At 40.6% G+C, this 13,786-nt stretch carries 12 protein-coding genes; 1 reads left to right on the forward strand and 11 read right to left on the reverse strand.

What is annotated here, in order from left to right:
* Window positions 1-4: 4 nt before the first annotated feature.
* Genes GM418_RS03240 through GM418_RS03250 form a run of 3 tightly spaced genes read right to left on the reverse strand, consistent with a single transcriptional unit; the run spans window position 5 to window position 5,482 of the window.
* Window positions 5-3,226 carry an error-prone DNA polymerase gene (locus GM418_RS03240; protein ID WP_158863099.1) on the reverse strand — a complete coding sequence of 1,074 codons (3,222 nt, stop codon included), beginning with the start codon at window positions 3,224-3,226 and terminating at the stop codon, window positions 5-7.
* Window positions 3,227-3,243: 17 nt separating this feature from the next.
* Window positions 3,244-4,740: a Y-family DNA polymerase gene (locus tag GM418_RS03245; RefSeq protein WP_158863101.1), complete on the reverse strand. Its 1,497-nt coding sequence runs from the start codon at window positions 4,738-4,740 to the stop codon at window positions 3,244-3,246.
* Window positions 4,733-5,482, reverse strand: a complete 750-nt coding sequence (locus GM418_RS03250) for an ImuA family protein (RefSeq protein ID WP_158863103.1) — start codon at window positions 5,480-5,482, stop codon at window positions 4,733-4,735. The genes GM418_RS03245 and GM418_RS03250 overlap by 8 nt, the downstream gene beginning before the upstream one ends.
* 63 nt (window positions 5,483-5,545) lie before the next feature.
* Here GM418_RS03250 and GM418_RS03255 point away from each other — a divergent pair, with 63 nt between their 5' ends.
* Window positions 5,546-6,358 carry an XRE family transcriptional regulator gene (locus tag GM418_RS03255; RefSeq protein ID WP_158863105.1) on the forward strand — a complete coding sequence of 271 codons (813 nt, stop codon included), beginning with the start codon at window positions 5,546-5,548 and terminating at the stop codon, window positions 6,356-6,358.
* A 178-nt stretch (window positions 6,359-6,536) separates the two neighbouring features.
* Here the strand turns inward: GM418_RS03255 and GM418_RS03260 are convergent, their stop codons facing one another.
* From GM418_RS03260 to GM418_RS03295, 8 genes are all read right to left on the reverse strand, one after another.
* Complete coding sequence (locus GM418_RS03260) at window positions 6,537-7,361, reverse strand: helix-turn-helix domain-containing protein (RefSeq protein WP_158863107.1); 825 nt, start codon at window positions 7,359-7,361, stop codon at window positions 6,537-6,539.
* A gap of 46 nt (window positions 7,362-7,407) precedes the next feature.
* A complete protein-coding gene (locus GM418_RS03265) occupies window positions 7,408-8,409 on the reverse strand; it encodes an SDR family NAD(P)-dependent oxidoreductase (protein WP_158863109.1) in 1,002 nt (333 codons plus the stop codon).
* Between the two features lie 126 nt (window positions 8,410-8,535).
* On the reverse strand, window positions 8,536-9,345 hold the full coding sequence (locus tag GM418_RS03270) for a helix-turn-helix domain-containing protein (protein ID WP_158863111.1): 810 nt from the start codon (window positions 9,343-9,345) through the stop codon (window positions 8,536-8,538).
* Window positions 9,342-10,373, reverse strand: coding sequence for an SDR family oxidoreductase (locus GM418_RS03275; protein ID WP_158863113.1), 1,032 nt, complete (start codon window positions 10,371-10,373; stop codon window positions 9,342-9,344). Before GM418_RS03275 ends, GM418_RS03270 begins: the two co-directional genes overlap by 4 nt.
* A gap of 178 nt (window positions 10,374-10,551) precedes the next feature.
* Entirely contained in the window at window positions 10,552-10,827 is a 276-nt protein-coding gene (locus tag GM418_RS03280; RefSeq protein ID WP_158863115.1) for an MFS transporter, read from the reverse strand.
* A 12-nt stretch (window positions 10,828-10,839) separates the two neighbouring features.
* A complete protein-coding gene (locus tag GM418_RS03285) occupies window positions 10,840-11,784 on the reverse strand; it encodes a multidrug effflux MFS transporter (RefSeq protein ID WP_158863117.1) in 945 nt (314 codons plus the stop codon).
* 85 nt (window positions 11,785-11,869) lie between these two features.
* Window positions 11,870-12,790 (reverse strand): helix-turn-helix domain-containing protein, encoded by a 921-nt coding sequence (locus GM418_RS03290; protein ID WP_158863119.1) that lies wholly within the window; start codon window positions 12,788-12,790, stop codon window positions 11,870-11,872.
* Between the two features lie 73 nt (window positions 12,791-12,863).
* Window positions 12,864-13,781, reverse strand: a complete 918-nt coding sequence (locus GM418_RS03295) for an SDR family NAD(P)-dependent oxidoreductase (protein WP_158863122.1) — start codon at window positions 13,779-13,781, stop codon at window positions 12,864-12,866.
* Window positions 13,782-13,786 lie beyond the last annotated feature (5 nt).

Genomic DNA, 13,786 nt, shown 5'->3' on the forward strand with positions numbered 1-13,786 from the left:
TCAGTTATTTAAAATCCCTTGAAGGAAAGAGTTTACCTTGCACCACTTTATTATCATGATATTTCCCGTTTTCGGCCTCCTTCTTATTAGTCTCTTTTTGAGCATTTATCGGTTTACTCATGGAACCAAGATTACGTCCTTCCATTTCTATACTCATCAATTCGTTCATATTAAAACACTCATTGACAACTACATGAATAACTTCTCCTTCAATCTGCAGTTTACCTGCGACCATAAGTAAGCGGGATTGCAAAATTACTTTACGGTATTTTTCAAAAATTTTTGCCCAAACCACCAGATTGGCAAAACCGGTTTCATCCTCAATGGTAATAAATATTACACCTTTAGCCGTCCCGGGGCGCTGCCTAACAGTTGTTAAGCCACACACTTTAACCCTTTGGCCATCTTTCATTTTACTTAATTCTGAAGTTGGTGTAACCTGAAAGCGATTCAGTTTCCGGCGAAGAAAACTCACAGGATGTGCTTTAAGCGACAGAGAGATACTGGCATAGTCCTGTATCACGTGCTCTCCGGAAGTCATTGCCGGCAATGTTGTAACTCCTTCCTCTACACTTAGAGAAGGTGTTCCGGTGAATATTCCGGTGGGATGATCATACAAAGCAGAAACTTCCCACAGTGCCTGTCTCCGATCCAGACCAATCGAGCGAAAAGCATCTGCATCGGCAAGTCTCTCCAAAGCAGATGGTGAAACGCCAAGATCAAGTAATTCATTGATATTTTTGTAAGACACAGACCTGCCAGCTACAAGCCTTTCTATATCATATTCCCTGAGGCCTTTTGCCTGCCGGAATCCCAACCGAACAGCACAATAACGACCACTTTTTTCTTCAAGGCTATTATCCCAGCAGGAATAATTGATATCAACCGGTCTTACTTCCACACCATGTCTGCGGGCATCGATAACAATTTGAGCAGGTCGGTAGAAACCCATGGGCTGGCTGTTAAGCAGTGCCGCAGCAAATATATCGGGATAATAACATTTAATCCAGGATGAGATGTACACCAGCAATGCAAAACTGGCTGCGTGGCTTTCGGGAAAACCATAACTTCCAAAACCTTCAATCTGCTTAAACACGCGCTCTGCAAACTCTTTTTCATAGCCTTTTTTTACCATCCCTCCCACCAGTTTTTCCCGGTACCAGCTTACTTTACCTTTTGATTTAAATGTAGCCATACTTCTTCTTAATCCGTCAGCTTCAGCGGGTGTAAACCCGGCAGCTACAATGGCAATTTCCATGGCCTGTTCCTGAAATAAAGGAACCCCCAAGGTTCGTCCTAAAATATCTTCCAGTTCTTTGGAAGGATACACCACCGGCTCCAGTCCTTTGCGTCTTTTCAAATAAGGATGTACCATGTCGCCCTGTATCGGCCCAGGCCTCACAATAGCTACTTCGATAACAAGGTCATAAAAATTTTGAGGTTTCAACCGTGGTAACATGGACATTTGTGCACGGCTTTCAATTTGAAATACGCCGAGAGTATCGGCATGGCCAATCATATCATAAACCTTTTTATCATCCTGTGGAATATTGGCTAAGGTGAAATTCTTATTATAATGTTCTTTGGCAAGATCAAATGCTTTGCGGATACAGGTCAGCATACCCAGAGCCAGTACATCCACTTTCATAAAGCCCAATGCCTCAATATCATCTTTGTTCCATTCAACACAAGTACGATCCTCCATGCGGGCATTTAAAATGGGACACAATTCATGCAGCTTTCCCCTGGTAATAACAAAACCACCTGTGTGTTGCCCCAGTTGTCGTGGAAAACCTTTATACTGCAAGGTAAGTTCTACTACTTTACGCAGATGCGGGTCTTTGGCATTAAAACTTTCTGATGGTGCAGCTTTCCCTCCAAACCAGTCTTCAGTAAACTCATACGCCGACTTGGAAAGAACATTGATGGCATCGGTTGATAAGCCCATAGCTTTTCCCACATCACGCACTGCTCCTTTCCAATGCATTCGTGTTACGGTAGCAACAATACCGGCGCGGTCACGTCCATATTTTTCATAAATGTACTGCATGATCTCCTCACGGCGTTCATGTTCAAAATCCACATCAATATCAGGCGGTTCGTTTCGTTCATCGCTCATAAACCGTGCAAACAATAAATTAAATTTGGAAGGATCGACAGAGGTAACCCCCAGGCAATAGCAAACAACTGAGTTGGCCGCTGAACCACGTCCCTGACAAAGAATCCCTCTGCTCCTGGCTTCACGCACATAATCATATACTGTCAGAAAATAGGAGGCATAATCTTTTCGCCCTATAAATTCCAGTTCCATTTCAATAGTAGCTTTGATTTCTTCAGAAATCTGATTATCAAAACGCTCATTCGCCCCTTTCCAGGTAAGATGAATCAATTCTTCCATTGGTGTTCTCCCTTCACTGGTAATTTCTTCCGGATAGAGATATTTTAACTCATCGAGTGAAAACCGGCAGGCATCTGCTATTTCCTGTGCATGGTAGATTGCTTTGGGATAATCCCGGAAAAGGCGTCGCATCTCCTTCGCAGACTTCAGGTAACGTTCTGCATTCTGATGAAGTTTGAAACCGGCCGTATGAATGGTACATTTCTCCCGGACACAGGTCAGAATATCCTGCAACTCCCGGCGTTCAGACACATGGTAGTACACATTGTTGGTAGCCACCATCGGGATGTTCAAATGTTCTCCCAATTGAGAAAGCCGGAACAATTTCTTATGGTCATCACCATGATAAGAGAAATTTGCACCAAGATAAAGATTCTCTCCCAACATTTCTTTGTACTCTTCCAAGACTTTTATAAACTCCGGTTCAAAATCAAAATCTTCATTCAGCGCCCCCGGAGGAACGACAATAAATTTTATACCTTCAGCGTATTTGTAAACGTCTGTCCGGTACAAATAGCATTCTCCTTTTTCAGCACACAGGTTGCCTTCAGTGAGTAATCCTGTTAAGTTGGAATAGGCTGAATTGTTTGTTGGATAGGCTAGTAAACTTGGTCCATCCAGCAAATCGAGGCGACACCCGGGAATAAAACGGATATTTTTTCCCCGCGCAGTCACATGAGCCCGTACAATTCCTGCGAGAGTATTTCGGTCAGTAACTGCAATTGCTTTGTACCTCAGTTCAGCCGCCCGCTCAACGATTTCTTCCGGGTGCGAACCGCCCCGAAGAAATGAGAAATTTGTCGTCACCTGCAATTCTACATAATCCATTATTCTTTCCCTTTTTATCAGACAAAAAATCCATGAAGAAACCATTGTGGTTTTTCATTTCCGTATAAACCAAGTCGAAACAACCAGTAACGTGCTCCGTTTTCATCTTCTACCCGGTAATAATCCCTCGGTGGCCCTGTTTGAAGCCACCACTCCTGTTCTATCCGCTCCGGTCCGTCAGCTTTGACAACCCGAATAATATTTCCCTTGTACCGAAAGTGCAGCGGCGGATAATCAGGAAGTACAACCATAACATCTACAGGTTCGGGCCTGGGTAAAAGGTGAAGTGGCCTGGGGCGATCAGTGCGCCACTCTGTTTCGGGTTGTTCTTCCAGGGAGTTAACTTCCTTTACTGAACTCTCCGGCCAGTAATGTTCCTGTGGCAGATAGCGGTGAATAGCCTGCATTCCCACCTTTCCGGCAATGTTATCCAATAATTCTGCAATGACTTTGGGGTTATTCCCCCCCGTATTCCACAATGCCTCCTGTGTCTCACCGACATCCTCAACCAACGTGGCTTCCAGAACAAAAAGCTCAATTCCAAGTGCCGGTTCTATTTCTGATATTTTAAGTTCGAACAGCTTAAAAAGATGTGCTGCATTCCGGGATGCCCTGCTGGTACCAATACCGATTTGCTCAACCTCCCCGTCAATACGATACCCTTTAAATATCCCCGTCCGCATACCTTTCCCTTCCCTGGAAAAGCGTTCACACAAAGTTTCCAGCAGGCGACTGAGTGCAATTTCGATTCCTTTAGCTGTACGAATGGGTTCCAGGCAAGGCAGCCGCTCCTGGTAAACAGGAGCCGGTTGCACAGGGTAAAAAGTTTCGTGCTCTGTTCCCAAAGCTTGTCCTAACCGGATAAGCAAACCATCGCCAAAGCGTCTGCGCAGATTTGAACGGGGAATATGGATAAACTGACTGATTTGTCTGAATCCAAGTTTTCCCATACGTTGCAGAGTGATATCATCCAGTCGCAAAGCAGCAGGCGGAAGAGTAAGAAGGGCCTCAGCCTGCTTTCCTGAAGCAACGATGGGCTGATCTGTACCGTAATGTGCAATTGCCCAGGCTGTACCAATGGTATCAGCTATCGCAGCACGTACATCATATCCACCTTTCTGAAGACGGCTTATGATTGTTTTAAGATAAGAGAGTTCTCCTCCCCACAGATGAGGACATCCGGATATGTCCAGTATCAACCCGTCCGGAGAGTCGGTGGCAACTGCAGGAGTATAACGAAAACACCATTCCGCCAAATCCGACAGAAACTTTTCCTCTGCCTTCGGCTCATCAGGAAATACTTCAACAGAAGGAAGTATAGCCCTTACATCGGCTACGACCATGCCGGGTGCTATACCTTCCTTACTCAAAGCCTGACTGGAAGCTTTGACTACCATCCGGCCACGTTCAGGAGCGTACAAGAGGAAAGCTTTTCCCTTAAGCTCCGGATGTAGCCTGGCCATCCTGTCTGTGGCAAAATGACGAAACCAGATGGACATATAACGCCTACGCATACCGCTCTTTTTTTGCAGTTACAGAACCGGAAATAATTTGCTTTTGAGCAGGAAGATGCCTGAATACTCCATCCCTCCATTCGAACTGCCATTTTCCGGGCCTGCCATTTCGTATCTTCATCAGTTCTACCTCCCAACGAGGAAATCCAACCCCCGGAATCCCTTCCGGTAACCAGCTTACTACGGGTCTAATCTGCCACCGGGACACACAGGCAAGGGTATTATTTATGTATGGATGATGACGATGCAAAAAGCCTGTAACCCGGCTCTCCCCTACAGCCAGCTGCAGCCTCCTTGATTCTGCAAAACTGACGTTCCTTAATTCGGCGACAACAGCCGCAAGTGAACTGCATTTCAGAGCCTGCTCTGTGACCCAAAGAGCTTCCTTTTCTTTCCTTGCATCGATGAATATTACATGGTGTGGCTCAATCCCGAAAAATTTCAAAGCCGGAGGAAACAATTTGCGACCGGCACTTATCCATATACAGGAGCCTCCCTTTTTCAGAAGTGTACTTAACAGTCCGGAAATAAAACCATTTGCTGCAGCAAAACTTGCCTCCGTTGGACTAACAAATTCATGTATTGTCCCAACAGGAAAAGTACCTCCGGGAAATGAACTGTTCACAGGCCCCAAAGCAAAATCAGACTGCAGGATATCTGCCCCGGTGCTGAATCCTTCCAGTGTAAATATCTTCTCCCTCAACTGCCTGATAATTTCCTTTTTCCCGGTCAACTCTTTCATAATTAAAAAATATCATTAATTTTGTTACTATTAATAACAATATGATGTTTATAAATATAACAAATGAATAATAGACCTCAAAAAATATTTTTTGCCCGGAACATCAAATTTCTACGGGAACGAAAAAAAATGAGTCAGGAAATTCTTGCAGCTCAACTGGGATTGACCCGTGCCAAGCTTGCGGCTATTGAAGCCGGCAACACAAAATCGCCACAGCCGGAGGACTATCTGAATTTCTCGGATTTTTTTAAAATAAGCATCGATACCTTATTAAAAATAGATCTTTCAAAACTGGGGGAGCTAAAAATGCGGGACCTGGAGGCCGGGAACGATGTGTATATCCGTGGAGGGAACCTGCGGGTGCTGGCTATTTCAGTAGACCGGTCAAATAATGAAAATGTGGAATACGTTCCGGTGAAAGCAAAAGCAGGTTACATGGCAGGATACAACGACCCGGAATTTATTGCCGCCCTGCCCAAATATTCAATTCCCAACCTACCCGTCCAGGGGACATTCCGTATCTTTCCCTCCACCGGGGATTCCATGTTGCCCGTTCCCGAAAGCAGTGACATCATCGCGCAATATGTAGCAGACTGGACAGCCATCAAACCCAATACTCCCTGTATTGTCATCCTGAAAGAACAACAGGACTTTGTATTTAAAATGGTAACAATACATCCGAATGGCACCATTCTTTTAAAATCGCTCAATCCGGAATACAAACCTTATCTGGTAGAGGCTGGTGATGTGATGGAAATATGGCAATTTTACGCTTATACCAGCAGAAAATTCCCTGAAGCCCGTTCTGAAATGGCAACCATTCTGGCTGCCATAAAGAATCTGGAAGAAAAAATAGGAAAAAATAAATCGAAATAAACACTCCGGATATTCCTTTATTTATCATGAAAATCCGGGATTCAGTGATAAATATTTTATACAATAACTCGGCTAAAACATTCATCAAGTTTTGTTAAAAAAAGCCAGAATCATTCTGTAGAAAAACCCAAAGAACAAACAAGTATTTCCTAAAAATTACAATTCATAGTTTTTATTGTTAACAGCTAATATTACTCTTATGCTCTTTTAATTGTGTTGGCGGGTAACCAAATTTCTTTTTAAAAGCAAACGAGAAATGTGAAAGATTTTCAAAACCTACCTCATAACATATATCTATGGGTTTCGATTTATTTTGTGTTAAGCGATAATGTGCGAGTTCAAGCCGTTTTTGTGTCAGCCATCGTTGGGGCGTTAAGCAAAATGCTTTCTTAAAGTCTCTTTTGAAGGTTGTTAAACTTCGGCCTGTCAGATAACCAAATTTTTCCAACGGAAGATTAAATATAAAATTCTTTTCCATAAAACCGACTAAATCAACTTTACCGGGTTCCTCAAAGTTGGCCAAAACATTGTCAATTTTTTTGTCGATGCTTCTGAGGATACTGATGGCTTCTGTTATTTTTAATGAGGCAATTTCTACCGGGATATCGGTCATTTCAAAATAGGGAATTAGAGAAGAAAGGCAACTTTGTAATAAAGGATGGTTGTTGTAGCTCAATATTTGAGGCGAAGCTGACAGTTTTAGATTAACATCAAGTTTCGAATAAAAATCCCTTAACCTTGCTGTGGAGAGATGCATCACAACCGTTTTGTGCGGTTGGCTGTGTTTAGGATAGTTAATTATTGTAGCTAACTGATTTCTTGGAATTAAAAATATATCTCCGGTTTTAAAATGATAAGTAGCATCAGACTGAACGATTTTTGTTTCGCCCGAAATGAACCAGATAAGCATATGGTGGTCAAACATAATGTCCGACTTGAAAAAGTTATCCTCATATGAGGATAACTTTATGTCTTCGGTGATATATTTTGCCTTATATTCCATCGTAATATTTGTTTTTGTTTTGAAATCAACAACGTAAAAATAGCAACTAGGGTTTTGAAATATTAAATGTTATTCCCGTCATTTTCTCGCTTAATGCCCATAATTCTTTTGCGTTAGCTTCATCCAGTGAGTACTGTTTTACTCCTGCAGAAAATGTTTGTCCGTGATTTATTTCTGCAATGTTTACATCCTCGCAGTAAACACCACCCAGGTCATCAAGCAAGGGACTGGTGGCAGCCCAAACCGTTGTTGCCGCCCCTTGCGGAATTGTTTTTAATGACGCGACAACTTCAGGCTTCATGTTTCCTTTCTCATCCAAAAATCCCATTTGCTGAAACAATTCCAAAGAAGCTTCTCTTGCCAACTCGGTTCCGTTTATAGACCCCGGATGTAATGAATAAGACCTGACATTGAAAGCTTTTGCACGATTATCCAATTCCAGTGAAAACAGGTTCACAGCAGTTTTGGATTGACCATATGCTGCAAGTGTTTCATATTCGTGTTCCTGAAAATTAGGGTCATCAAAGTTAAAGGGTGAGAATTGATGGCCTTGTGAAGATACATTAACAACTCTTGCTCCATTAGCTTTTTTTAGTGCAGGCCAAAGTCTTGCGGTAAGTTGAAATTGTGCAAGGTAGTTTGTTGCCAGTTGTGATTCTATTCCCCGCTTATCCCTGCGCAGGGGAACCCACATAATTCCGGCATTGTTGATGAGCAGGTGAAGCGGCCTGGCCGAAACCAGAAATTTATTTGCAAACGCATCGATTGAATCCGGATTCATCAAATCCATTGGCTCAATTTCTACGTTTCGAATGCCATTTAAATTACGTTTGGCTTTGTCAATGTCTCTTGCCGGAACGATGACTACTGCACCCGCGGAAGCCAATGTTTTGGTTGTTTCCAAACCGATACCGGTATTTCCTCCGGTTACGATGGCGATTTTCCCTTCAAGATTAATACCGTTGATAACTTCGTTTGTCGTTGATTGTGCGTTAAAACCACTGTTTAATGCTTTTTGCAACGCTCCCTGATAATTGTTTTGTTTCATCTTTCTAAATCTTTAATGTTTTGATAAAACAAAGATAGAGCGAGACAAACCAGTCAACTTTGTTCAAAAGGCTGAAGTTGCTTTGTTTAAAAGGTCATCTAATTTTTCTGAGATTAGCCAATTGTATCAGTTTTTAGCTGTTGAATTCCTTTTTTTTCCTGTCAGTTCTCCTGGCGTTTGTCCAAAAGACTTTTTAAAGGCGAATGAGAAATGAGACAAATTCTCAAAGCCCAATTCTATATAAATTTCAGACGGTTTTCTATTCTTTTCTTCTATTAGAAAATAAGCCTCCTGCAGTCTTTTTTGCACTAACCAGTGGCTGGGTGAATCATTAAATATGTACTTGAAATCACGTTTAAAAGCTGACAAACTTCGTCCCGTCATAAATGCAAACCGTTCAATACCGACATTGAATTTGTAATTACGGTTCATAAACTCCTCCAGGTTTATTTTTTCAGGAATACCAAAATCAAAAAACACACCGGCTAATTCTGGTTGCGACTGGAGTATAATGATTAATAATTCTTCCCTTTTTACATCTGCAAAAATTTTGTCAATTTTTCCTTCTCCCTTGTAATATGGTTTTAACGATCGGACAAAGTCAGGTATCAGTTTATTTTTTTCAATAGGAATAAAAGTTTCAGCTAATGGAGATTTTGTGGCTGATATTTTGTGTTTTTGCTGAAATTTTCTGAGAAATACTTCATCGAAAATGACGGCTACTTTTTCATAATCTCCGTTCTCTTTTTGTTTATTGTACCGAGCCAAACGATTTTTTCGGAGAAGACAATATTCGTCTGGTTTTAACGTGTACTTTTTACTTCCGTCATAACCCAACATAAGCCCTTTCGCCAGATACAAAAAGATATGCTCCGGGATAAATTGCTCCGGAGAAATCTCCGGTCCGAGATGACACGATTTTATTTCTTCTTTCATTTAATAATGCCGAATTTTATTAAACTGGCGGCCGTATCAGTAATAACAACTTCCCTGCTTCTTGGTTTCCAATTCAAAACCTGCTTTGCCTTTTCGTTTGACAATATTTTTACTTTCCCCACTTGAGCAGAAACGGATTTAAACTCTGGCTTAAACAAAGACGCAAATCTCACAATCCAATTGGGCATTACCTTTTTTGTGATTCTTTGCGAAAATTTATTTTTTTGAGTCTTTAGTATTTTAGCAACCTCTGGAAAAGACGCAGTGCCATCGGAAGTTGCTAAAAATCGCTGCCCATTCGCTTTAGGATTTGTCATTGCCTTGATATGAATGTCAGCCACGTCGCGAACATCTACAATACCAAAACTGATTTTTGGTGTTGACTTCATTTTCCCATTCATCAACTGTTCTATCATTTTGATGGAACTGGAAAAATCTTTGCCTAAAACAGGTCCAAAAATCCCAACAGGATTGATAACTGTTAATTCTAAATTCCCACCTTCATTTCTGATAAAGTCCCATGCCGAACGCTCTGCAAGCGTCTTTGATTTAATGTAAGCCGGAATATTGGTATTCGGGTCTGTCCAGTCTTTTTCTGTAAAAACATGGCTTTTAGGGTCAATACTGTAGCCTATAGCGGCAAAAGAAGACGTTAATACAACACGTTTTACACCTGCATTTCTTGCAGCTTTCAAAACCCGCAATGCTCCTTCCCGGGCAGGAATAATAAGTTCATCCTCATTTTTTGGCTCACCAGAAGGAAAAGGTGATGAGACATGTAAAACATATTTACAATCTTTTACCGCTTCATCCCAATTATCATCTTTAATTAAATCTGTCTCAAAAAATTCAAGGTTATCAAACGAAGTAATACCTCCATTTTTAAGCATTTCAAATACTTCTCTTTTTCTGTTCAGATTACGGATTGTTGTTTTTACCTTGTACTCTTTTTGCAATAGTTGCAGAATGATATGAATACCTACAAAACCGGTTCCACCTGTTACTAAAATTGTGTCTCTGTTTTTCATTTTTTTAATTTTATGCCACAAATTTCTGCATAAAACATTTATCTAACTTTGTTGGAAAGCCCAAAGTTTTTTTGTTGAAAAGCTCAAGAAATACATTTATACGAAGGAAAGTGAATTCAATTTCTCTGTCTCTTTCACCCAACACATAAAAAAGCAAGCTATCAATAATTTGCCCATTCTAATCTAATACAGAGGAAAGGTTTATGCGCTTTTTGCCGATGGTTAAAATTGAAAAAGAAATAAATGCTGTGGCAACCATCATTCCGGCTACCGGGATGCTATTGGTTACATTCAGCAAACCAATGCCACCTGAAGTTAATCCTGCAATACCAATACGGATGGTACCGACCAGGGCTGATGCGCTTCCCAAGTTCTTTTGAATGGGATCAAGTGAGAGTGCAATACCGTTGGGTGAGGTAAATCCCAAACACAACAAAATCAGAAATAAAAACACAATAATGGTGTTTCATCCGTACCAGTCATTTAATATACCGAAAAAAAATACCATTGCTACAAACAACTGGCATACCAAAGCAAATTGAAATATTTGCCGACTTTTGAATTTTTTTAACGCCAGGATGTTCAACTGACTTCCTCCGATGAACCCCACAGAAAGCATTGCGAAGACAATACCAAAATTTTGTGCCGTCATGTGGTATTTTTCCATAAAAATAATTGGCGATCCGGCAACATAAATAAATAGCGATGAAAATGAAAAAGCACCGGCTAAAGCATACGTAATAAACTGTGGTTTGGTTAATATAGTCCAATAATCTTTTACCAAAACCGGTATTTTTAGTTTTGAATTTTTATCCGGGGTATAGTTAACCGGAAGAATAAAAAACACAAGACTTATAAGAGCCAAAGCCATCAATGAAAGAAACACAAATATCCAATGCCAGCCAACATGTGCGGTAATATAACCGCCAAGTGTTGGAGCAAGAAGCGGGGAACTGCCGATCACCAGTACCAGCATCGAAAAAATCCGGGAACTTTCTTCCGGAGGGAAAAAATCGCGCACCATAGCCAATGCTGAAACAGAGGCAACCGAGGCCCCAAGTGCCTGAATAAAACGAAATACAATAAACGAACCTGCGTTCCACGCAAAAATACAGCCAACACTCGCCAGAATGCTTATTACCAATCCAAAATACAACGGTAGTTTTCTGCCATACAAATCCAATAATGGTCCGTACAATATCTGCCCTGTTGCAAATCCAATAAAAAATGTAGTAAGTGAGAATGTCATCCGCGCAGATGTTGTACCGAAATAATCGGCAATGTGGGTCATTGCTGGCAAATATGTATCAATTGAAAAGGGCACAAAAGCCGTGAGGATACCAAGTATGATTATTATTTTCACCCGGCTTTGTTCTTCTCTGTTAAATTCTGAAGGTTGTTTTATATTCATGGAGGTATTAACAAGTGGATCTGACGAATGTTTTGAGAAATCCAAGCTGCCCGTTATTTTCGTTCTGTTTGAAGATTTAGCTTTTTCAATTAAACGATTTTCTGAATTCTAAAGGCGAAAGTTTCGTTTTTCTTTTGAATAATTTACTAAATGACTGCGGATGTTCAAAGCCTAGTTCATAGGCAATTTCGCTTACAGACAAATTGGAAGTGGATAATTTCTCTTTGGCTTTTTCAATCAATCTATTATGGATATGCTGCTGTGTGCTTTGTCCTGTCAATGTTTTAAGTAACCCGCTTAAATAATTTGGCGAAACGTTTAATGTGTCGGCAATGTGCTGAACGGTCGGTAATCCTTTAACAACAAGATCATCACTGTTGAAATATTTGGTAAGAATTTCCTCCAGGTGACTTAAAATTTTATGATTGGTAATTTTTCGTGTAATAAACTGGCGATGGTAGAACCGTTCAGAATAATTGAGTAGAGTTTCAATTTGAGAAATGATTATATCCTGACTAAATTTGTCGATATTAGAATGATATTCCTGCCGGATATTTTTCATAATTCCGGTAACTATCGTTTCTTCCTTATCCGAGAGAAACAACGCTTCGTTTACCGAATAACCGAAATATTCGTATTTCTTTATCGTTTTCGCCAGAGGTGTATTCCACAAAAAGTCAGGATGAACAAGCAGTATCCATCCTGAATGTTTTTGTACTGATTTTTTTTCCACTTCAACGCTAAAAACCTGGCCGGGAGCTAAAAAGAACATAATACCCTCATCAAAATCGTACTCCTGCTGACCGTATCTCATTTTGGCATTTGAAGTCCTTTTAAGTGAGATTGAATAAAAGTCGAGCACCCAACTTATTTGATTATCTTCAGATGAGTGCTTTATATCTTTGTAATCGACTACGCTAATTAAAGGATGTTCCGGTTTAGGTAAATTCCTAAACTGATGAAATTCTGTTATTGTTCTAATTCTTTTTGGATATCCATTTGTCATGTCTCAATGCAATTATTTTTATAGCATCTTCTAGCTTTACTTATTACACAATAATGACTGTGAATTGTTTAGATTAAAAAATTACACCTAATTTATCTTTCAAAATGAACGCTGTATCCTGCCATACTTTTTTTATTGTTTCGTTATTCTGAGCCAATCCCGGAGGATTCATAAAAGTAATTTTACCTCCACGGAGAGCAACATATCTATCTTGAGGAGGTTCTATGTAGCCCAATGCTATGTCAGCCAATGTATTTCCTGCATCTTCAATGCTGTTTGCTAAAGGGAATTTTTCTTTTCTCGTTTTTGGGTCGGTGAGTTGTTGAGAAAGCATTTTCATTGCTTCATCTGAATAGCGGACTAGTCCTGTGCCCGGCGTTACACCGGGGTCGTAAGCTATTCCTTCCCAATTGTTTTGTTTGGATTCCGGTAATTCTTTGATTTGTATTGCAGTTAAAAGATTACAGAGTTTGGATGAAGCGTAAGCACGTTGTCCGTTTATTTTGTCATCCTCTTCAAGCGTTTCATCCATTTCCGGGTAAGCCATCCAGAGCGCATTCGCATGTTTGGGAGGAGACCCGAAAGTATTTGTAGCCGGGTCGATTGTTCCGCTGGTTGTGATTATTATTTTGGCGTTACCCGATAAATGAGGCATAAGCAAACGAAGCAGGTAAAAATGTGCCAGGTGATTCACGCCGAAATTGATTTCTATTCCATCCTCAGTTAAGGTATTAATACTAGGATAATTTATTCCGGCATTAAATATAAGTGCGTCAATTTTATCTTTCCCCAACCTCTTTACAACTTCTTCTGCAAAAGAGTTTACACTGAGCAAACTGGTAAGTTCGAGCGGTAAGTTCACGGCATCTTTAACACCTTTACTTCTGTATCCCATAATTAGATTCACGTTGTTTGCCTGAATCATTTTTTTTGCGGTTACTAATCCAAATCCCGAAGTTCCTCCGGTCATAATAACATTTGTAGAATTCATTTCTA

The organism is Maribellus comscasis (assembly GCF_009762775.1).
Lineage (GTDB): Bacteria > Bacteroidota > Bacteroidia > Bacteroidales > Prolixibacteraceae > Draconibacterium > Draconibacterium comscasis.

Coding starts and splice junctions, on each gene's coding strand:
- GM418_RS03240 (WP_158863099.1), bottom strand. CDS start 3,226: ATGGATTATGTAGAATTGCAGGTGACGACAAATTTCTCATTTCTTCGG.
- GM418_RS03245 (WP_158863101.1), bottom strand. CDS start 4,740: ATGCGTAGGCGTTATATGTCCATCTGGTTTCGTCATTTTGCCACAGAC.
- GM418_RS03250 (WP_158863103.1), bottom strand. CDS start 5,482: ATGAAAGAGTTGACCGGGAAAAAGGAAATTATCAGGCAGTTGAGGGAG.
- GM418_RS03255 (WP_158863105.1), top strand. CDS start 5,546: ATGAATAATAGACCTCAAAAAATATTTTTTGCCCGGAACATCAAATTT.
- GM418_RS03260 (WP_158863107.1), bottom strand. CDS start 7,361: ATGGAATATAAGGCAAAATATATCACCGAAGACATAAAGTTATCCTCA.
- GM418_RS03265 (WP_158863109.1), bottom strand. CDS start 8,409: ATGAAACAAAACAATTATCAGGGAGCGTTGCAAAAAGCATTAAACAGT.
- GM418_RS03270 (WP_158863111.1), bottom strand. CDS start 9,345: ATGAAAGAAGAAATAAAATCGTGTCATCTCGGACCGGAGATTTCTCCG.
- GM418_RS03275 (WP_158863113.1), bottom strand. CDS start 10,373: ATGAAAAACAGAGACACAATTTTAGTAACAGGTGGAACCGGTTTTGTA.
- GM418_RS03285 (WP_158863117.1), bottom strand. CDS start 11,784: ATGAATATAAAACAACCTTCAGAATTTAACAGAGAAGAACAAAGCCGG.
- GM418_RS03290 (WP_158863119.1), bottom strand. CDS start 12,790: ATGACAAATGGATATCCAAAAAGAATTAGAACAATAACAGAATTTCAT.
- GM418_RS03295 (WP_158863122.1), bottom strand. CDS start 13,781: ATGAATTCTACAAATGTTATTATGACCGGAGGAACTTCGGGATTTGGA.